This is a genomic window from Streptomyces sp. Ag109_G2-15 (genome assembly GCF_900215565.1).
Classification (GTDB): domain Bacteria; phylum Actinomycetota; class Actinomycetes; order Streptomycetales; family Streptomycetaceae; genus Streptomyces; species Streptomyces diastatochromogenes.
This window is the reverse complement of the sequence record NZ_OCNI01000001.1, coordinates 1,041,718-1,060,951: the sequence shown is the minus strand read 5'-3', so window position 1 is coordinate 1,060,951 and position 19,234 is coordinate 1,041,718. Positions and strand designations below refer to the sequence as shown.

Below are 19,234 nucleotides of genomic sequence, written 5' to 3'. Positions count from 1 at the left end.
ACATCCATGAACACGCCTGACATCCGCGTCGAGAAGGGCCACGCCGAGCCCGAGGAAGTCGCCGCCATCACGGCCGTCCTCCTGGCCCGTGCGGCCGCCCAGCCGGCGCCTTCGGCCCAGACCCACCGAGGCCGTGCCAAGGCCGGCTGGCGCCGCCTGGAGCGCGAGCCCGGCTTCCGGGCGCCGCACAGCTGGCACTGAGTCTTTTTGCGCGTGACCACAGCCCCGCTTCTCCTTCGGGAGGGCGGGGCTGTGGTGTGTCCGCAGGCGTAGTACGACCGTCGTACGACGAAGGGGCCCTCTCCATGTGGAGAGGGCCCCTTCGGAAGAGCTGGGTCGAGCTAGCGCAGGCGGGCCATCAGCGCGTGCTCCACCAGCGTGATCAGCGCCGACTTGGCGTCCGCGCGGTGGCGGGCGTCCGTCGTGATGATCGGGGTGTCGGGGCCGATCTGCAGGGCCTCGCGGACCTCGTCCGGCTGGTACGGCTGGTTGCCGTCGAAGCCGTTGAGGGCGATGACGAACGGCAGCCCGCTGTTCTCGAAGTAGTCGACCGCGGGGAAGCAGTCGGCCAGGCGGCGGGTGTCGACCAGGACGATCGCGCCGATCGCGCCGCGCACCAGGTCGTCCCACATGAACCAGAAGCGGTCCTGGCCCGGCGTACCGAACAGGTACAGGATCAGGTCCTGGTCCAGGGTGATACGGCCGAAGTCCATGGCGACCGTGGTGGTCGTCTTGTCCCCGGTGTGGGTGAGGTCGTCGATGCCGGCAGACGCGGACGTCATCACGGCCTCTGTGCGCAGCGGGTTGATCTCCGAGACGGCGCCGACGAACGTGGTCTTGCCCACGCCGAAGCCGCCCGCCACCACAATCTTCGCGGAGGTGGTGGAGCGGGAAGGACCGCCGCTAGAGCTTGCGAAGTCCACTGAGCACCCTTTCGAGCAGTGTCACGTCTGGCTGGCCACCGGCGTTCTCGTCGCCGCCGGGCTGATGGATGGCGACCAGGCCCGCCTCCGCCAAGTCGGCGACGAGGATCCTGGCCACGCCGAGGGGGATCGTGAGCAGGGCCGAGATCTCGGCCACCGACTTGATCTCCCGGCACAGGTTGCAGATCCGCTGATGCTCGGGCAGCTGGCCCTGCATCTGGTGCGGAGCGGCGGTGGTGTGCACCAGTGCCTCGATGGCGAGCTGGTAGCGCGGGCGGGTCCGGCCGCCGGTCATGGCGTACGGACGCACCAGGGGGTTGTTGGAAGCCGTGGCCGGCGCCGGCTCGGGGCGGCGCTGGGGCTGTACCGGCTGGATACGCGGGGCCGGCGGCTGGTCGTACGGCGACGGGCCGGGGCCCTGCGGCGCGTACGGCTGCCGGTGGCTCGGGGCGGAGGGGAAGTTGTACCGGTTCGCGGATCCGTCGCCCTGGCCCTGGGCAGGGCCGTACGACCAGTTGCCCGTATTCGAACCGCCTGGGGGTGTTGCCACTTTCTCTCCTCCTCCGACCGTGCCGGGCACCCATCCCTGTGGAGCCGCGTCCCGAAACCTTACGGCCCCGGGACGCGTATACGCACCGTTCGTCTGTTAGTTGAGAAGGCTTCCCTGGAGTTCCGCGCGGAGATCCGGGGTGAGGACCGTGCCCGCGCGGTCCACCAGAAGTGCCATCTCGTACCCGATGAGGCCGATGTCCGCCTCCGGGTGGGCCAGAACCGCCAGTGACGAACCGTCGGATACGGACATGATGAACAGGAATCCCCGCTCCATCTCCACAACCGTCTGGTTCACGGCGCCCCCTTCGAAGATCCGGGAGGCGCCTGCCGTCAGCGACGTCAGACCGGATGCGACGGCCGCGAGCTGATCGGCGCGGTCGCGGGGGAAGCCTTCGGACATCGCCAGAAGGAGTCCGTCGGCGGAGACCACCACCGTGTGGGACACCCCCGGGGTGTTGTCCACGAAGTTGGTGATCAACCAGTTCAGGTTCTGTGCCGCCTGGCTCATCGGGCTCACACTAACGCTCCTGGTTGTAGGTGCTGTCAGGGCCGAAGCCCTGGCCGTTCGTTTCACTGCCCGCGTTGCGTCCGCGCTGGACGCCTCGACGCAGGTTGCTCAGCCTGCCCCGGACGTCCTCCGGGGCGCGGGAGACCTGTGGGCCTCCCTGAGGGGTGCTCTCGGCGGTGCCCTCGACCAGGTTGGCCTTGGGTACCCGCCGCGGCAGGCCGGAGGCGGTGACCCCGCCTGCCTTGGGCTTCCGGAGCTGCGAGGCCTGCTGCCAGCGCTCGTCGTTCGCCGAACGCCAGCCGCTGTCGCCGTTCTGCCCCAGGGAGTTCCCGGGCGCGGGAGCCGGCGCTTCCTGCTGCACATGTGCCGTGCCGTTGGCGGCACTCGAGCCGTTGGAGCCGCTCGGGGCGGATCCACGGCGGGGCAGCCCGGCGTCGGTCAGCTGGTGGGCGGCGGGAGAAGCCGGTCCCGGACGGTCGAAGCCTACGCGGTTCCGCTGCTCTGCGTCACCGGCCTGCGCGGATTCCGCTTCCGGAGCGTACTGGGCCGGGTAGCCGTTCTGGTAGCCGTCCTGCTGCGGCTGCTGCGGCCAGTCGTCCTGGTAGGACTGGCTCTCGTAGGAGCCGAATCCGTCGGACGCGGAGGCGTGCGCGGGCGCGGGCTCCTCCTGAGCGGGCTCCGCATACGCGGGCTCGGGGTAGCCGGCGCCGTTCGAGGCGAAGCCGTCGTTCTGCGGCAGACCGCCGTTCGGCGCGTAGTACTGGTCGTCGTACGACTTCTCGTACGGCTCCTCGTACGTCTGCTCCTGGTACGCCTGCTGCGGCTGCTCCTGGTACGCCGGCTGCTCGGTGTAGCCCGTGCTGCTGCCGTCGTAGCCCTGCTGCGCGTCGAACTCGCCCCGGAACCCGGGCTGTTCGGCGGACTCCTGCGGTTGGCCGTGGCCCTGGGACTCCAGGGCCGCCCGGCGCTCCTCGCGCATCAGGGAGCGGCCGACGGGGTCCAGGTCGCGGATGTCGTCGGGGACCTCGGAGTAGCGGCTGTCGTCGAAGCCCAGCTCGGCCGCGGTGCGCATCGGCGGCGCCACCTGCCCGAAGCTCTCACCCTGGAACTGCTGCTCCGGGATGATCTGGGAGACCGTGAACTCCTCGCGGTCCAGCGGCGCCTCGCCGCCACCACCGTGCGTGATCGCGTCCGGCAGCATGACCAGGGAGGTCGTACCGGCCTGCTCGCCCGAGGGGCGCAGCTGGACGCGGATGCCGTGCCGGTCGGACAGCCGGCCGACCACGAAGAGGCCCATGCGCTGCGAGATCGCGGCGTCCACGGTCGGCGGGTTGGCCAGCTTGTGGTTGATGTCCGCGAAGTCCTCGGCGGTCAGGCCGATGCCCTTGTCGTGGATCTCGATCATGACCCGACCGTCGGGGAGACGGGTGGCGGTCACGCGAACCTTGGTCTGCGGGGAGGAGAACGTCGTGGCGTTCTCCAGCAGCTCGGCGAGCAGGTGCACGAGGTCGGTCACGGCACGGCCGTGGATCTCGGCCTCCGGGACGCCGGACAGCTCGATGCGCTCGTACTGCTCCACCTCGGAGGAGGCGGCGCGCAGGACGTCGACCAGCGGGACCGGCTGGTCCCAGCGGCGGCCGGGCTCCTCGCCGGCGAGGACCAGGAGGTTCTCGCCGTTGCGGCGCATACGGGTCGCCAGGTGGTCCAGGCGGAAGAGGTTCTCCAGCTGGTCCGGGTCGGCCTCGTTGTTCTCCAGGTCGGTGATCAGGGTCAGCTGGCCCTCGATCAGCGACTGGTTGCGGCGCGACAGGTTGGTGAAGATCGCGTTGATGTTGCCGCGCAGCAGGGCCTGCTCGGCGGCGAGCCGGACGGCCTCGCGGTGGACCTGGTCGAAGGCCCGGGCGACCTCGCCGATCTCGTCGGTCGAGTTGATCGGGATCGGGGCGACCCGGGTGTCGACGCGGCCGGGGTCGGTGCGCGAGAGCTGGTCGACCAGCATCGGCAGGCGCTGCTCGGCGATGCCGAAGGCGGCGTTGCGCAGCTGGCGCATCGAGCGGCTCATCTGGCGGGCCACGGCACCGGCCAGGATGAAGGCGAGGAGCAGGGCCACGACGACCACGGCACCGGTGATGATCGCGGAGGTCTTGGCGTCGTCGGCGATGCTGGAGGCCTCGTTCACCGCCTTGTCGGCGAGATCCGACTCGATCTGGCGGTAGGCCTTGTACTTGAGCGTGTTGACCGCCCACCAGTTCTGGGCGGTGACGCCACCGGCCGCCAGCTGGTCACGGGTGAGCGCGCTGGTGTCCTTCATGGTGACGAGCAGCGAGACCATCTTGGACGGGTCGGACGGCGGGGCGATGTACTTCGGGTTCTTCGCCTTGGCCGCCGCGGCCATGGCGGCCCCGTCCGTCTTCATCTTCGCCTGCGCGTCGGCCAGCTTCTGCGCGTCGGCGTCGGTGCCACCGCCGATGTACTCCTCCAGAGCGATGCGCTCCAGGTAGGCGTACGAGGACAGGGAAACCCGCTGGGTCGCCAGGTTCGGGGCGTCCGGGCCGGGGTTGACCAGCAGATGCGTGCCGATCGACCGCTCCAGCGACAGCGCCGCCTTGGTCAGCGAGATGGCGTAGACGGTACGGCCGTAGGAGGTGATGTTGCCGGTGCCCAGACCGAGTTCGTTGGCGAACTCCATCAGGGGGTGGCTGACCCCGATGTAGCCCTCTTCGGTCTGCACGCCGGGGGTCTTGTACGCGACCTGGCGCAGCTTCGCCAGCTTGGTCTCCGCCTTGCGGAACTGCAGCAGGCGGCGCTGCAGACCGGACTTGTCCGGCATGTTCTGCGCGGCCGCGTCGAAGGAGTCGGCGGCCTGGTCGGTCGCCTTGCGGGCGCCGTCGACGATCGCCTTGCTCGGGGCGTCCTTCTTGTTCAGCAGCAGCGGGGCCGCGGTGACGTCACGCTCGTTCTCGAGGGCGTCGGCGTAGGTGAGGGCGGCACGCACCAGACGGGCGGTGTTCTCCGCGTCCTGGGCCTCCTGCCAGGTGTTGATCGAGCTCTTCACCTGGAAGCCGCCCATGACGAGACCCACCGCCACGGGTATGAGCAGAATCGCGTTCAGCCGGGTCGGCACGCGCCAGTTGCGCGGGGAGAAACGGCCACCGCTCTTCGCGGGAGTGGCCGCCGGCTCCGAACCGGGCACAGGGGTGGGCGCCGCAGCGCGCGGCGGCGGGGTGAAGTTGCCCCGCGCCGACGGCTCGGGACCGTTCTTGCTTCGCCTCACTCGACCAACAACCTCTCGGCGGTCGGCACCTTCGTCGTGCCGCAGTCTCTCAGAGCCCCGTTCGTCATCGACCACTAGGTACGTCTTTGACTATTGGGCAGTTCAGGCATTTGAGCATGTGAACCAGTGCTCTTCCAAACAGCGGAAACCCCAAGTGGGGCGGTTGTAAGCCCCAGATAAAACGGTCATAAAGAGCGAGCCCCGCCAAAAGGCGGGGCCTTCGTGAGCGCAGCGGTACCGCTCGACCGCGTCGCGTGGTGATCCCGGGGGATTCCTCTGCCGAACTGTTATGAACACCGGAGCCGACCGTGTCAAAGGCCACAGCCGGCTCCGATGGGTTTACGACAACTGCCGTACGGCACGTCGTATTTGGGTGCTACCGCAGGCGGGCCATCAGGGCGTGCTCCACCAGCGTGATCAGCGCCGACTTGGCGTCCGCGCGGTGGCGGGCGTCCGTCGTGATGATCGGTGCGTCCGGCCCGATCTGCAGGGCTTCGCGCACTTCGTCCGGGGTGTACGGCTGCTGGCCGTCGAAGCCGTTGAGGGCGATGACGAACGGCAGACCGCTGTTCTCGAAGTAGTCCACGGCCGGGAAGCAGTCCGCGAGGCGCCGGGTGTCCACGAGCACCACCGCGCCGATCGCGCCGCGCACCAGGTCGTCCCACATGAACCAGAAGCGGTCCTGGCCCGGCGTACCGAACAGGTACAGGATCAGGTCCTGGTCCAGGGTGATACGGCCGAAGTCCATCGCCACCGTGGTGGTGGTCTTGTCCCCGGTGTGGGTGAGGTCGTCGATGCCCGCCGAGGCGGACGTCATCACGGCCTCCGTGCGCAGCGGGTTGATCTCCGAGACGGCGCCGACGAACGTGGTCTTGCCCACGCCGAAGCCGCCCGCCACCACGATCTTCGCCGAGGTGGTGGCCCGGCCCGCGTCAGAGCTTGCGAAGTCCACTGAGCACCCTTTCGAGCAGCGTCACGTCAGGAGCGCCACCGTTGTTCTCGTCGCCACCCGGCTGGTGGATGGCGACCAGGCCGGCCTCGGCGAGGTCGGCCACCAGGATCCGGGCCACGCCGAGCGGCATGGCCAGCAGCGCCGACACCTCCGCGACCGACTTGACCTCGCGGCACAGGTGGCAGATGCGCTGGTGCTCCGGGAGCAGTCCCATGAGCGCTGCCGGGTCGGCCGTGGTGCTGATCAGCGCCTCGATGGCGAGCTGATAGCGCGGCCGGGTCCGGCCACCGGTCATCGCGTACGGACGTACCAGCGGCTGGTCGCCCTCGTCCCCGTACGGCTCCGCGTACGGATCATGAGAGGCGGTGGGCGGGGTCATGAATCCTCCGGGCGGGACAGCAAGTCGGTCAGTCAAGCCGTCTGAATGGGGCCGGTGGGGGGATTGTGTCGGCCGGACGGTGTTTTCGTGAGGTGGGTGGTGCCGGGGCGGGTCAGTGGAGCAGACTGCCCTGGAGTTCGGCGCGCAGGTCCGGGGTGAGTACTGCACCCGCGCGGTCGACGAGCAGTGCCATCTCGTAGCCGACGAGGCCGATGTCGCACTCAGGGTGGGCCAGAACCGCGAGGGACGACCCGTCCGAGACGGACATCAGGAAAAGAAAACCGCGCTCCATCTCGACGACCGTCTGCGCCACGTTGCCGCCCTCGAAGATCCGGGAAGCCCCGGCCGTGAGGGAGGTCAACCCGGAGGCGACGGCCGCGAGCTGGTCGGCGCGGTCGCGCGGGAAGCCTTCGGACATCGCCAGCAGAAGGCCGTCGGCGGAGACCACCACCGTGTGCGACACCCCGGGGGTGTTGTCCACGAAGTTGGTGATCAACCAGTTCAGGTTCTGTGCCGCCTGGCTCATCGGACTCAACTAACGCTCCTGCTGGTGAGTGGGGCTCGGGTAGCTGCCGGTCTGGCCGTTGCCGGCCTGGCGACCCTGTGCGATGCCCCGACGGAGATTGGTCAGCCGGCCGCGTACGTCGTCAGGCGCACGCGAGACCTGCGGACCGGCTTGGTGCTGTTGCTGCTGAGCCGTGCCCGGGACGAGGTTCGCCCGGGGCACCCGGCGCGGCAGGCCGGAGGTGGTGATGCCGCCCGCCGCAGGCTGCCGTACGCGCTCCGCCTGACGGACGAGTTCGTCGTTGGGCGAGGTGCGCCACGAGCCGGTGGCGGAGGCGGAGGGAGCACGCTGCGGAGCGGGCGCGGGCGCCTGCTGCTGCGGCGCGGGAGCCGGCGCCGGGGGGTTGTCCTGCTGCCCCGGCTGGTTGCCGTGGAACCAGTTGGTCTCCAGCGTGTCGTACAGCGGGGTACGACCGTCGACCGGACCGCTGGCCGGCGGCAGCGCCTCCGGCTCCCGGCGGGGCGGACGCGGCGCGGCCGGCGGGCGTGCGGCACCGAAGTCGCCGCGGTTGCCCTGCTGCGGCCGCTCGAACTGGCCGGTGTTCGCCGGACCCTGACCCGGGCGGCCGGGCAGCGCGTGCTGGCCGGTGGAACCGGCGTCGAAGCCGGTGTCGTAGGCCTGCGGCGCCGCGAACTGGCCGGTGCTCTGCGGGTCCTGCTGTCCGGGTGCCGACGTGCCGAACACGTCGGAGCGGACGAACCCGCCGCTGGTGTCCTGCTGGCCGTACTGACCGTTGCCCTGCTGGCCGTACTGGCCGTTGCCCTGCTGGCCGTACTGGCCGTTGCCCTGCTGGGTGCCGGGACGCTGGAACTGTCCGGTCGAGCTGCTCGCGCCGTTCAGGTCCGCACGCGGGAACTGGCCCGTGGAGCCGTTCGCGCCGAACTCCGGGCGGGGGAACTCGCCCGTGGCGGCCGGGCCCTGCGCGTCGATACGGGGTATCTCCGAGGTCGAGCCCGGGCCCTGCCGGTCGTCGACGCGCGGCATGCGCGCGGTCTGCGACGGGTCCTGCTCGTCATGGCCGCGCGGGGCGTCCAGCGAGGCGCGCGACAGCGGAGCCTGGGCGTTGTCGCTCCAGTCCGGGGTGCGCGAGGGCGGGTTGGCGCCGGGCAGCTCGGCCCGCGGACCGCCGCGCGGCGGCAGCTGCGGCTGACGGCCCTGGTCGGAAGCGCCCGCGCCACCGCGCGGCTGCGCCGGACCACGGCCACCGAAGGCGTCCTGCTGCGAGCCGCCGAAGCCCGCGGACTGCGAGCCCTGCGCGGCACCCGGACCGCCGAAGCCGCCCGCACCCGCACCGGCCGGAGCCGGCCGGCCCTGCTGCGGCGCACCCGGACCCTGCGGACCACGCGGCGCTCCACCCGGCGCACCGGGACGGCCGCCCTGGCCGGTGCCGGGCAGCGCGGCCCGGGGACCCTGGGCGGAGCCGACCTGGCCGCGCGGGGCGGGACCGGCGCCGAGGAGTCCGCCGCCGGACGGGGCACCGCCGAGGGCGCCGCCCTGGCCGTTGCCGCCGTTGTTGCGGCGGGCGGCGGCAGCACCGGCCGCGGCCTGCGCGGCGGCCGGACCACCGGTCGGCGCGGGCGCGCCGGGCTTGCCCGGAGCGGGCTTCTTGCCGCCCTGGGCGACGTCGACGGGGAGCATGACCAGCGCGGTCGTACCACCGGAGTCGGAGGGGCGCAGCTGGATGCGGATGCCGTGGCGCTGGGACAGACGACCGACCACGAACAGACCCATGCGGCGGGACACCGAGACGTCCACGGTGGGCGGCGAGGCGAGCCGCTCGTTGATCGCCGCGAGGTCCTCGGGGGAGAGGCCGATACCGGTGTCGTGGATCTCGATCAGCACACGGCCGTCGGGCAGCGCGTGACCGGTGACCTTCACCTTGGTCTGCGGCGAGGAGAAGGAGGTGGCGTTCTCGAGCAGCTCGGCGAGCAGGTGCACGAGGTCGTTGACCACGCGGCCGGCGACCTCGGTGGTCGGGACCGCGGCCAGCTCGATGCGCTCGTACTGCTCCACCTCGGACGCGGCGGCACGGAGCACGTCGACCAGCGGGACCGGGCGGGTCCAGCGCCGGCCGGGCTCTTCACCGGCGAGAACGAGGAGGTTTTCACCGTTACGGCGCATACGCGTCGCGAGGTGGTCGAGCTTGAACAGCGAGGACAGCTGGTCCGGGTCGGCCTCGCGGGACTCCAGCTCGGAGATCAGCGACAGCTGGCGCTGGATCAGACCCTGGGAGCGGCGCGAGAGGTTGGTGAACATCGCGTTGACGTTGCCCCGGAGAAGGGCCTGCTCGGCGGCGAGGCGGACCGCCTCGCGGTGCACGTCGTCGAAGGCCGCGGCCACCTGGCCGATCTCGTCCCGGGAGTGCACACCGACCGACTCCACGGACGTGTCGACGTCCTGCGGGTCGGCCTCGGACAGCTGCTTGACCAGCTCGGGCAGGCGGTCCTGGGCGACCTTGGTGGCGGTCTCCTGGAGGCGGCGCAGCGAGCGGATCATGGACCGGGCCACGACGAACGCGCCCACGAGCGAGATGCCGAGGACGATCAGGATCAGCGCACCGGAGATGATCGCGTCGCGCTCGGAGGCGCTGCGCAGCTCGCGGGCCTTCTGCTCCATGTCCTCGAGCAGCGTGTGCTCGATCTTCTTCATCTGGTCGATCTTGGTGGAGCTGTCGTCCACCCAGTCGCGGTACGAGCGCGGCGGCAGACCGTCGAGGCCGGTGGGGGACTCGAGGGTCCGCTTGGCGTACAGGTCGGCGGCCTGGATGATCGGGTTGTTCTCCTCGATCGGCTTGAGGAGTTCGTCCGGGTTCTGGCTGCTGTAGATCTTCCGGAAGATCGCGATCTCGGAGTTCTCGCTCGCGTAAGCCGACTCGCCGTAGAGGCGGTCGTTCGCGGAGAGCTTGCCCTTGGTGTCGCCGCTGGAGGTCAGCGCCGCGGCGATGACGGCACGCTGCACGGACGCGTACTCCTTGGCGGAGGAGAAGGCCGCCAGGGCGCGGGTGCGCGTGATCATCTCGGGGTTGCTGGACGCCTCGGCCATGGCCTGGGAGAGGTCGATCAGCTGCGTGATCAGCCGGTGGTACGACTCGACGGTCTGCGTCGAGTTGTTCTTCGACTGGTACGCGCTCTTGCGGATCTTGGCCAGGTCGTCCAGCTGGTTGGCGAGGCTCACCAGGGTGTCGCGGACGCCCTGGAGGTTGCCGTTCTTGCTCGCCTCGTCGATCTGCTCGGAGGCGTTGAGGAAGTTCTCGCGGGCCCGGTCGGTCTTTTCCTGGTCGCCCTTGATCTGGTAGTCGGTCGCCTTCAGACCGTGCGACAGGGGACCGGCGGACAGGTCACGCTCGTCCTGGAGCGCCTGGGCCAGCTCGGTGGCCTGCTTGGTCATCTCCGTCAGCAGCTTCATGTTGTCGAGCTGCTGGATGTCGGTGATGTTCTGGTCGATACGCAGCGCGCCCAGCGAGGTGGCCGCCACCACGGGGAGCGCGAGCAGCGACACCAGACGCGTGGAGATGCGCCAGTTGCGCAGGGCCATGCGCGAACCGGGGCCGGTGGGGCCCTTGGGGGGCTTCACGGCCGGGGTGGGGTTCCCGGTCTTCGCGGGGCCCGGCGAGGAGGACGCGCCGAGGCGCCCGGGGCGCTCACCGCCGTCTCCGGACGGGGCCGGGCCCGGGATCTGGGCGTGCTGGGGCGATGAGCCGCGGTCGGTCCCGCCGTGCGCCTCCGGCTCCGCCGAAGCGCTGCCATCCCTCTTGAAACGTCCCTGCACTAGCGTCGCAACCTCTGGACCAGGCACCCCTCCGCGTGAACGGAGGGACACGGTGTCGGCGTATCGGAGAGCGCCCTGAATGCACCCTCCGAGTGGTCTGGAGTGACCGGCGCAGGTTCCCCCTATCTCGCCGCCACCCGGCGCTGCTGTTGCGCCCCTTGCGCGCCGGCTCGATCCCGCGGCGGTCCGTGGAATTCCAGCACAGTGCCGGATCTCCAACAAGGGCCGTGCCCCGAGCTGTGACCTACGTGACGGGCTGTGAGGCCCGAGTCACCAGCTGTGGAGCGCGATCCCGACCAAAGTGGGCGTATCCCTGCGAGTCGCCCCCTGGTGTCACGTGTCCCAGTCGCCATGATCAGGAGCGGAATGATTGCTTCAGGGGGTCAATGTCCGTTTCGCAGGGGAGAGTTGTCAGCCGGAATTGACCGGTTTGCCCATGGATTCGTGAGCAAACTCACATGCGGATCATGGGGAGTTCATGACTGTGGCGGGGAATCGGATGTTTAGCCTGACGCTTTACAAGATGGGCAGCTCTGCCAACTCAACCCGAGCCACAGGACGTACAACGGTGAAGACGACGATGATGTTCCGCAACATAGCCAACCCGCGGCGCACGACTCTGGCGCACCTCGAGGACGCCGACGAACTGCAGACGCCCGAGCTGCCGGAGCACCCCGTCGACCTCCCCGCCCAGACGGCGAACCCCAGGCGCACGGTTCTCATGGAGGTCCCGGTGGCGGCGGCCACGGCCGGCGAGTAGCCGAGCGGGCACCGCACACGCACGTGGAGCGCGGCCCGGAAGATCGTCGCAGGTACGACGATCTTCCGGGCCGCGCTCCTCTTCTGCGTCCGTCGCCTTCCCGAACGCGGCAGGCCCGACCGGTTAACCTGGGGCGTCAGTACGCCGGTACTCAGTGAGGGGCGCAAGGATCCCGTGCGCATCGCCAGGTTCTCCATCGACGGGAACGTAGCCTTCGGCGCGGTCGAGGGCGACAAGCAGGACGAACTCGTCCTCGACATCATCAAGGGCATCCCGTTCGCGGACTACGAGCTGTCCGGGACGAAGGTGCCGCTGAGCAAGGTCAGGCTGCTCCCGCCGGTCCTCCCCAACAAGGTCGTGGCGTTCGGCCGCAACTACGCCGACCACGCCAAGGAGCTGGGCAACGAGGTGCCCGACGCCCCGTTCGCCTTCTTCAAGCCGTCCACCTCGGTGATCGGCCCCGGTGACGAGATCCAGTACCCGTCCTTCTCGCAGGAGCTGCACCACGAGGCCGAGCTGGCCGTCGTCATCGGCCGCATGTGCCGCGAGGTGCCGCGCGAGCGCGTCAAGGACGTGATCTTCGGCTACACCTGCGCCAACGACGTCACCGCGCGCGACGTGCAGAAGCGCGAGAAGCAGTGGGCCCGGGCCAAGGGCTTCGACACCTCCTGCCCGCTCGGCCCCTGGGTCGAGACGGACCTGGACCTCGACCGCGCGAACGACCTGACCATCCAGCTCACGGTCAACGGCGAACAGCGCCAGCTGGGCCGCACGAGCGAGATGATCCACTCCATCGAGGACCTGATCGTCAACATCTCCGAGGCCATGACCCTGCTGCCCGGCGACGTCATCCTCACCGGCACCCCCGCGGGGGTCGGCCCCCTGAACGTCGGCGACGAGGTCGCCGTCACCATCGAAGGCATCGGCACTCTCACCAACAAGGTTGTCAAGCGTGGCTAGCGCATCCGGCTCCCCCGTACGCGTCCGTTTCTGTCCCTCGCCCACCGGTAACCCCCACGTGGGCCTGGTCCGCACCGCCCTGTTCAACTGGGCGTTCGCCCGGCACCACCAGGGCACCCTGGTCTTCCGTATCGAGGACACCGACGCGGCCCGCGACTCGGAGGAGTCGTACAACCAGCTGCTCGACGCGATGCGCTGGCTGGGCTTCGACTGGGACGAGGGCCCCGAGGTCGGCGGCCCGCACGCGCCGTACCGCCAGTCGCAGCGCATGGACCTCTACAAGGACGTCGCCCAGAAGCTGCTCGACGCCGGCCACGCCTACCACTGCTACTGCTCCCAGGAGGAGCTGGACAGCCGCCGCGAGGCCGCCCGCGCCGCCGGCAAGCCCTCCGGCTATGACGGCCACTGCCGCGACCTGAGCGCCGAGCAGGTCGAGCAGTACCAGGCCCAGGGCCGCACCCCGATCGTCCGCTTCCGCATGCCGGACGAGACGATCACCTTCACGGACCTGGTCCGCGGCGAGCTGACCTTCACGCCGGAGAACGTCCCGGACTACGGCATCGTCCGCGCCAACGGCGCCCCGCTGTACACGCTGGTCAACCCGGTGGACGACGCCCTGATGGAGATCACCCACGTCCTGCGCGGCGAGGACCTGCTCTCCTCCACCCCGCGCCAGATCGCGCTCTACAAGGCGCTGACCGAACTGGGCATCGCCAAGCAGACCCCGGCCTTCGGCCACCTGCCGTACGTGATGGGCGAGGGCAACAAGAAGCTCTCCAAGCGCGACCCGCAGGCGTCCCTCAACCTCTACCGCGAGCAGGGCTTCCTGCCCGAGGGCCTGCTCAACTACCTCTCGCTGCTCGGCTGGTCGCTCTCCGCCGACCAGGACATCTTCACCATCGGCGAGATGGTCGCGGCCTTCGACATCTCCGACGTGAACCCCAACCCGGCGCGCTTCGACCTGAAGAAGTGCGAGGCGATCAACGGCGACCACATCCGCATGCTGGATGTGAAGGAGTTCACGGAGCGCTGCCGCCCGTGGCTGAAGGCGCCGTTCGCCCCCTGGGCGCCGGAGGCCTTCGACGAGGCCAAGTGGGAGGCGATCGCCCCGCACGCCCAGACCCGGCTGAAGGTCCTCTCCGAGATCACCGACAACGTCGACTTCCTCTTCCTCCCCGAGCCGGCCTTCGACGAGGCGAGCTGGACGAAGGCGATGAAGGAGGGCTCGGACGCCCTGCTGCGCACGGCCCGCGAGAAGCTGGAGTCGGCGGACTGGACTTCGGCCGAGGCCCTCAAGGAGGCCGTCCTGGCCGCCGGCGAGGCCCACGGCCTCAAGCTCGGCAAGGCCCAGGCCCCGGTCCGCGTGGCCGTCACCGGCCGCACGGTCGGCCTGCCCCTGTTCGAGTCCCTTGAGGTGCTGGGCAAGGACGCGACGCTGGCCCGCATCGACGCGGCGCTGACCAAGCTCGCGGCGTAACGAACGCCACACACGAAGGGGCGGCACCCGGGACACCGGGTGCCGCCCCTTCGTCGCACACGTTCGCGGTCAACCACCGGACATCCGGCCGTCCGCCCGGTTACCGTCGGGTCATGAGCATCCGAGCCGTGGTCTGGGACGTGGACGACACCCTTTTCGACTACACGACCGCGGACCGCGAGGGCATGCGGGCTCATCTGGCCGTGGAGGGGCTGCTCGGCGGGTACGACAGCCCGGAGCAGGCCCTGGTGCGGTGGCGGGAGATCACCGATCGGCAGTGGGCGCGCTTCTCGGCCGGGGAGGTCTCCTTCGAGGGGCAGCGGCGCGACCGCGTGCGGGTCTTCCTGGAGCAGGAGCTGTCCGACGCCGAGGCCGACGCCTGGTTCCGGCGGTACATCGCCCACTACGAGGCCGCCTGGAGCCTGTTCCCGGACGTGCTGCCCGCCCTGGACGCCCTCGCCGCCAGCCACCGGCACTCGGTGCTGTCCAACTCCAGCCTCACGGTCCAGGAACACAAGCTGCGCACCCTCGGCGTCCGCGACCGGTTCGAGAGCGTGCTGTGCGCCGCCGAGCTGGGCGTCTCCAAGCCGGAGGCCGGGGCGTTCCTAGCGGCCTGCGAGGCGCTCGACCTGCCCCCGCACGAGGTGGCGTACGTCGGCGATCACCCGGAGATCGACGGGCGGGGCGCGGCCGGGGCCGGGCTGCTGTCCGTCTGGATCGACCGCGGCGGGGTGTACGCGCAGAGCGCGGACGCCATGGCCGCGCACCGGATTTCGACCCTCGCCGAACTCCCCGCGCTGGTGCGCTCGGATACTCGTTTTGGAGCCCCGTCCACCTTCGGGTAATGTTCTTCCTGCGCCGCCGGGGAGCGGGCCGAAAGGCCGGGAACCGGAGGAGCGAACTAGAACGAGATCCCTTCAGGGGCTTGAGTTCCAGTGGCCTATGGTGTAATTGGCAGCACGACTGATTCTGGTTCAGTTAGTCTTGGTTCGAGTCCAGGTAGGCCAGCTCGCAGAGCTCATCTGCAAAGCCCCCGTTGTGTAGCGGCCTAGCACGCTGCCCTCTCAAGGCAGTAGCGCCGGTTCGAATCCGGTCGGGGGTACTGATCCTGATCCTGTCGGGATCGCTAGGGCCCCCGTTGTGTAGCGGCCTAGCACGCCGCCCTCTCAAGGCGGTAGCGCCGGTTCGAATCCGGTCGGGGGTACGACTGGTCTAAACCATCATTGGTCTATGGTGTAATTGGCAGCACGACTGATTCTGGTTCAGTTAGTCTTGGTTCGAGTCCAGGTAGACCAGCTCGGACCTGCGGAAACGCAGAGTCCACGCCCCCGTTGTGTAGCGGCCTAGCACGCCGCCCTCTCAAGGCGGTAGCGCCGGTTCGAATCCGGTCGGGGGTACGCACAGGGAAGGCCCTCCACTTCGGTGGGGGGCCTTCGTCGTACCCGGCCCTACTCGAAGCCGTACCGCCGGCCCGACTCCTCCTCCTGGGCCAGCCGGCGCAGCGCCTGCAGCATCGGCTCGGTCAGTACGGCGCCGAGCACCGCCGTCTCCATCTTCTCCGCCTCCGACTGATGCGTCTCCACGAAGTCCACGTCCAGTTTCGCGACCTCGTGCATCAACTTCCCGTACTCCACCAGCAGTTCGGCGCCCCAGTCGTAGCCCAGTCGGCGGAACGCGGCCACCGCCACCACCAGGGACCGGTACGCGGGCGAGATGGTCGTCAGCAGCCGGGCGTTGGACCAGCCCAGCGTCTCCAGCAGCTTGTCCGCTTCCCGGTGCGCGGCCTGGACGTACTCGTCCTCCTCGTCCGGCTCCGGCACCTGCGGCAGCGCCCACAGGGCCGCGCCCAGCCGGATCGCGCGCCCCAGGGACTCGTCGTCGACGTTCCGCAGCACCTCCCGGACCGTGGCCACCGGGAGCCTGCCGACCTGGATCATCGCGCGCACCAGCCGCAGCCGGCGCAGGTGCTCGTCGTCGTACTCCGCCGTCGTCGTGTTGATCTGGCGGCCCGGCGGCAACAGGCCTTCGCGCAGGTAGTACTTGATCGTCGCGGTGGACACACCGCTGCGTCTGCTCAGTTCGGCGAGCCGCATGTCTTGCGCTCCTTCTTGGATAAGGGCACTATCCAAGCATTCGTACTTGGATAGCGCCGCTCACCAACGAGGGGGAAATCATGGTGTCCCGTACGACCGCCGACGCGAAGGGCGAGGTCGTCGTCCTGCTGATCGGCATGCGGATCAACCGCTTCTGGGCGGTGCATCTGTGGCTGCCGGTGATGGTCGCGATGATCCGCATGCTGCGCGAACTGGAGCGGGCTCCCGAGCGGGGGCTGCGGAGCCGGGTGCTGCTCACCGCGTCGCCTCGGACGTACTACGTCGTGCAGTACTGGGAGTCCAAAGAGAAGCTGTACGCCTACGCGACCGCGCCCGACGCCCTCCATCACAAGGCGTGGGCCCTGCTCAACCGCAAGGAGCGGGCCGGGAAGCTGCGCGGGCAGGTGGGCATCTGGCACGAGTCGTACGTCGTGCCGGAGGGGTCGTACGAGGCGATCTACGGGGACATGCCGGCGTTCGGCCTGGCCGCGGCGCACGGGCAGGTGCCGTTGGAGAAGCGGGGCCGGTATGCGAAGGACCGGTTCGCGTACCGGTCGCAGAAGGCGCCGGCGGCGGAGAAGGCCGGCTGACGGGGAGGGGGAGCGGGGGAGCGAGGAGGGCCTGCCGCGGCGTTGGGGCAGGCCCTCCTCGGTGTTCCGGAAAGCCCGGCTCAGCCCGTGCGGCGCAGGGCCTCCGAGAGGCGGGCTGCCGCGTCGATGACCGCCTGGGCGTGCATACGGCCCGGGTGGCGGGTCAGGCGCTCGATGGGGCCGGAGACCGACACGGCGGCCACCACGCGGTTGGAGGGGCCGCGCACGGGCGCCGAGACGGACGCCACGCCCGGCTCGCGCTCGCCGATGGACTGGGCCCAGCCGCGGCGCCGTACGCCCGACAGGGCCGTCGCCGTGAAACGGGCGCCCTGGAGGCCTCGGTGCAGGCGCTCCGGCTCCTCCCAGGCCATCAGGATCTGCGCCGAGGAGCCCGCCTTCATGGTCAGCGTGGAGCCGACCGGGACCGTGTCCCGCAGGCCGGACAGGCGCTCCGCCGCGGCCACACAGATCCGCATGTCACCCTGGCGTCGGTAGAGCTGTGCACTCTCGCCGGTGACATCGCGGAGGTGGGTGAGCACGGGGCCCGCCGTGGCCAGCAGGCGGTCCTCGCCGGCCGCCGCCGCCAGTTCCGCGAGGCGCGGGCCGAGGATGAACCGGCCCTGCATGTCGCGTGCCACCATGCGGTGGTGTTCCAGGGCCACGGCCAGGCGGTGGGCCGTGGGTCGTGCCAGTCCGGTGGCCCCGACCAGACCCGCGAGGGTGGCCGGACCGGACTCCAGAGCGCTCAGGACGAGGGCCGCCTTGTCCAGAACGCCGACGCCGCTACTGTTGTCCATGCAACGATACTCACGTCTCACTCTGTGAAACGCAAGTTCAATTTTCCGTGGAACGCGCCACCCTGGAACCACACAGCGGCCCGCAGACCAACGGGCCTGGCGGTGGACGCCCGGAATCACGACTTCAGGGGCCCCTAAAAAGGCAGTCGCCGCTTCCTCAAGATCTCTAGTTGGGCCGGTGGACGTTTGCCGGTCGGAGGGAAAGCGATGGGTAGGACACTCGCGGAGAAGGTCTGGGACGACCACGTCGTCCGGCGCGCCGAGGGCGAGCCCGACCTCCTCTTCATCGATCTGCACCTGCTGCACGAGGTGACCAGCCCGCAGGCCTTCGACGGTCTGCGCAAGAGCGGTCGCCAGGTGCGCCGTCTCGACCTCACCATCGCGACCGAGGACCACAACACCCCGACCCTCGACATCGACAAGCCCATCGCCGACCCGGTCTCCCGCGTCCAGCTGGAGACGCTGCGCAAGAACGCCGCCGAGTTCGGCGTGCGCCTGCACTCGCTGGGCGACGTCGAGCAGGGTGTCGTGCACGTCGTGGGTCCGCAGCTGGGTCTGACCCAGCCGGGCACCACCGTTGTCTGCGGTGACTCGCACACCTCCACGCACGGTGCCTTCGGTGCGCTGGCGTTCGGTATCGGCACCTCCCAGGTGGAGCACGTGCTGGCCACCCAGACGCTGCCGCTGGCCCGCCCCAAGACCATGGCCATCACCGTCGAGGGCGAGCTGCCCGAGGGCGTCACCGCCAAGGACCTGATCCTGGCGATCATCGCCAGGATCGGTACGGGTGGCGGCCAGGGCTACATCCTGGAGTACCGCGGCTCCGCCATCGAGAAGCTCTCGATGGAGGCCCGGATGACCATCTGCAACATGTCGATCGAGGCCGGTGCCCGCGCGGGCATGATCGCCCCCGACGAGACCACCTTCGCGTACCTGAAGGGCCGTGCGCACGCCCCCGAGGGCGCCGACTGGGACGCCGCGGTCGAGTACTGGAAGACCCTGAAGTCGGACGAGGACGCCGTCTTCGACGCCGAGGTCGTCATCAACGCCGCCGAGCTGTCGCCGTTCGTCACCTGGGGCACCAACCCCGGCCAGGGCGCGCCGCTTTCGGCGTCCGTCCCCGACCCGGCTTCGTACGAAGACGCTTCGGAGCGCCTGGCCGCCGAAAAGGCCCTGGAATACATGGGGTTGGAGGCCGGTCAGCCGCTGCGCTCCATCAACGTGGACACCGTCTTCGTAGGCTCCTGCACCAACGGCCGGATCGAGGACCTGCGCGCCGCCGCGGACCTGCTGCGCGGCCGCAAAGTCGCCGACGGCGTACGGATGCTGGTCGTCCCGGGCTCCGCGCGGGTCGGTCTGCAGGCTGTCTCCGAGGGCCTGGACGTGGTCTTCAAGGAGGCCGGCGCCGAATGGCGGCACGCGGGTTGCTCGATGTGCCTCGGCATGAACCCCGACCAGCTGGCCCCGGGTGAGCGCTCCGCGTCCACCTCCAACCGCAACTTCGAGGGCCGGCAGGGCAAGGGCGGCCGTACCCACCTGGTGTCGCCGCAGGTCGCGGCCGCGACCGCCGTCCTGGGCCACCTGGCCTCGCCCGCCGACCTGTCCGACGCCCCTGCGCCCGCTGGAGTCTGAGAAT

General features: G+C 70.0%; 17 protein-coding genes and 5 tRNA genes. 12 read left to right on the top strand and 10 right to left on the bottom strand.

Features of this window, described 5'->3' with window-relative positions; genetic code table 11:
* The first annotated feature begins 6 nt into the window (after positions 1-6).
* The gene (locus CRP49_RS04390; RefSeq protein ID WP_094220558.1) at positions 7-201 is read left to right on the top strand and encodes an acyl-CoA carboxylase subunit epsilon; all 195 of its coding nucleotides are present in this window, start codon (positions 7-9) and stop codon (positions 199-201) included.
* Between the two features lie 140 nt (positions 202-341).
* Here CRP49_RS04390 and CRP49_RS04385 read toward each other — a convergent pair whose 3' ends face one another.
* The 8 genes from CRP49_RS04385 to CRP49_RS04350 form a co-directional block, all read right to left on the bottom strand.
* Entirely contained in the window at positions 342-923 is a 582-nt protein-coding gene (locus CRP49_RS04385) for an ATP/GTP-binding protein (RefSeq protein WP_071369867.1), read from the bottom strand.
* Complete coding sequence (locus tag CRP49_RS04380) at positions 904-1,473, bottom strand: DUF742 domain-containing protein (protein ID WP_097252224.1); 570 nt, start codon at positions 1,471-1,473, stop codon at positions 904-906. The genes CRP49_RS04385 and CRP49_RS04380 overlap by 20 nt, the downstream gene beginning before the upstream one ends.
* A 96-nt stretch (positions 1,474-1,569) precedes the next feature.
* The gene (locus CRP49_RS04375; RefSeq protein WP_003993185.1) at positions 1,570-1,983 is read right to left on the bottom strand and encodes a roadblock/LC7 domain-containing protein; all 414 of its coding nucleotides are present in this window, start codon (positions 1,981-1,983) and stop codon (positions 1,570-1,572) included.
* Between the two features lie 10 nt (positions 1,984-1,993).
* Entirely contained in the window at positions 1,994-5,257 is a 3,264-nt protein-coding gene (locus tag CRP49_RS04370; protein ID WP_179851492.1) for a nitrate- and nitrite sensing domain-containing protein, read from the bottom strand.
* A gap of 376 nt (positions 5,258-5,633) precedes the next feature.
* The gene (locus CRP49_RS04365; protein WP_067301226.1) at positions 5,634-6,209 is read right to left on the bottom strand and encodes an ATP/GTP-binding protein; all 576 of its coding nucleotides are present in this window, start codon (positions 6,207-6,209) and stop codon (positions 5,634-5,636) included.
* A complete protein-coding gene (locus CRP49_RS04360; RefSeq protein WP_019058642.1) occupies positions 6,190-6,588 on the bottom strand; it encodes a DUF742 domain-containing protein in 399 nt (132 codons plus the stop codon). The genes CRP49_RS04365 and CRP49_RS04360 overlap by 20 nt, the downstream gene beginning before the upstream one ends.
* Positions 6,589-6,700: 112 nt before the next feature.
* Complete coding sequence (locus CRP49_RS04355) at positions 6,701-7,114, bottom strand: roadblock/LC7 domain-containing protein (RefSeq protein ID WP_003973453.1); 414 nt, start codon at positions 7,112-7,114, stop codon at positions 6,701-6,703.
* Between the two features lie 9 nt (positions 7,115-7,123).
* Entirely contained in the window at positions 7,124-10,921 is a 3,798-nt protein-coding gene (locus tag CRP49_RS04350) for a nitrate- and nitrite sensing domain-containing protein (RefSeq protein WP_097252222.1), read from the bottom strand.
* Between the two features lie 568 nt (positions 10,922-11,489).
* Between CRP49_RS04350 and CRP49_RS04345 the strand changes: the two genes are divergently transcribed.
* The 9 genes from CRP49_RS04345 to CRP49_RS04305 all read left to right on the top strand — a co-directional run bounded on the left by CRP49_RS04345 (position 11,490) and on the right by CRP49_RS04305 (position 15,515).
* On the top strand, positions 11,490-11,681 hold the full coding sequence (locus tag CRP49_RS04345) for a hypothetical protein (protein WP_097252221.1): 192 nt from the start codon (positions 11,490-11,492) through the stop codon (positions 11,679-11,681).
* 174 nt (positions 11,682-11,855) lie between these two features.
* Positions 11,856-12,641 carry a fumarylacetoacetate hydrolase family protein gene (locus CRP49_RS04340; RefSeq protein WP_097252220.1) on the top strand — a complete coding sequence of 262 codons (786 nt, stop codon included), beginning with the start codon at positions 11,856-11,858 and terminating at the stop codon, positions 12,639-12,641.
* Positions 12,634-14,118, top strand: a complete 1,485-nt coding sequence (gltX, locus tag CRP49_RS04335; protein WP_097252219.1) for a glutamate--tRNA ligase — start codon at positions 12,634-12,636, stop codon at positions 14,116-14,118. The genes CRP49_RS04340 and gltX overlap by 8 nt, the downstream gene beginning before the upstream one ends.
* Positions 14,119-14,231: 113 nt before the next feature.
* Positions 14,232-14,963, top strand: a complete 732-nt coding sequence (locus CRP49_RS04330; RefSeq protein ID WP_097252218.1) for an HAD family hydrolase — start codon at positions 14,232-14,234, stop codon at positions 14,961-14,963.
* Positions 14,964-15,054: 91 nt separating this feature from the next.
* Positions 15,055-15,126: transfer RNA gene (locus tag CRP49_RS04325), tRNA-Gln, on the top strand.
* Between the two features lie 21 nt (positions 15,127-15,147).
* Positions 15,148-15,220, top strand: a tRNA-Glu gene (locus tag CRP49_RS04320).
* A gap of 29 nt (positions 15,221-15,249) precedes the next feature.
* A tRNA-Glu gene (locus CRP49_RS04315) sits at positions 15,250-15,322 on the top strand.
* A gap of 20 nt (positions 15,323-15,342) precedes the next feature.
* A tRNA-Gln gene (locus CRP49_RS04310) sits at positions 15,343-15,414 on the top strand.
* Positions 15,415-15,442: 28 nt separating this feature from the next.
* Positions 15,443-15,515: transfer RNA gene (locus CRP49_RS04305), tRNA-Glu, on the top strand.
* 51 nt (positions 15,516-15,566) lie between these two features.
* Here CRP49_RS04305 and CRP49_RS04300 read toward each other — a convergent pair.
* Positions 15,567-16,211: a MerR family transcriptional regulator gene (locus CRP49_RS04300; protein ID WP_097252217.1), complete on the bottom strand. Its 645-nt coding sequence runs from the start codon at positions 16,209-16,211 to the stop codon at positions 15,567-15,569.
* An 80-nt stretch (positions 16,212-16,291) separates the two neighbouring features.
* Here CRP49_RS04300 and CRP49_RS04295 point away from each other — a divergent pair, with 80 nt between their 5' ends.
* The gene (locus CRP49_RS04295) at positions 16,292-16,801 is read left to right on the top strand and encodes a DUF4188 domain-containing protein (RefSeq protein WP_097252216.1); all 510 of its coding nucleotides are present in this window, start codon (positions 16,292-16,294) and stop codon (positions 16,799-16,801) included.
* 80 nt (positions 16,802-16,881) lie between these two features.
* Here CRP49_RS04295 and ndgR read toward each other — a convergent pair whose 3' ends face one another.
* Positions 16,882-17,598 (bottom strand): IclR family transcriptional regulator NdgR, encoded by a 717-nt coding sequence (gene ndgR / locus CRP49_RS04290; RefSeq protein WP_030577649.1) that lies wholly within the window; start codon positions 17,596-17,598, stop codon positions 16,882-16,884.
* A gap of 207 nt (positions 17,599-17,805) precedes the next feature.
* Here ndgR and leuC point away from each other — a divergent pair, with 207 nt between their 5' ends.
* On the top strand, positions 17,806-19,230 hold the full coding sequence (gene leuC / locus CRP49_RS04285) for a 3-isopropylmalate dehydratase large subunit (RefSeq protein WP_097252215.1): 1,425 nt from the start codon (positions 17,806-17,808) through the stop codon (positions 19,228-19,230).
* Positions 19,231-19,234 lie beyond the last annotated feature (4 nt).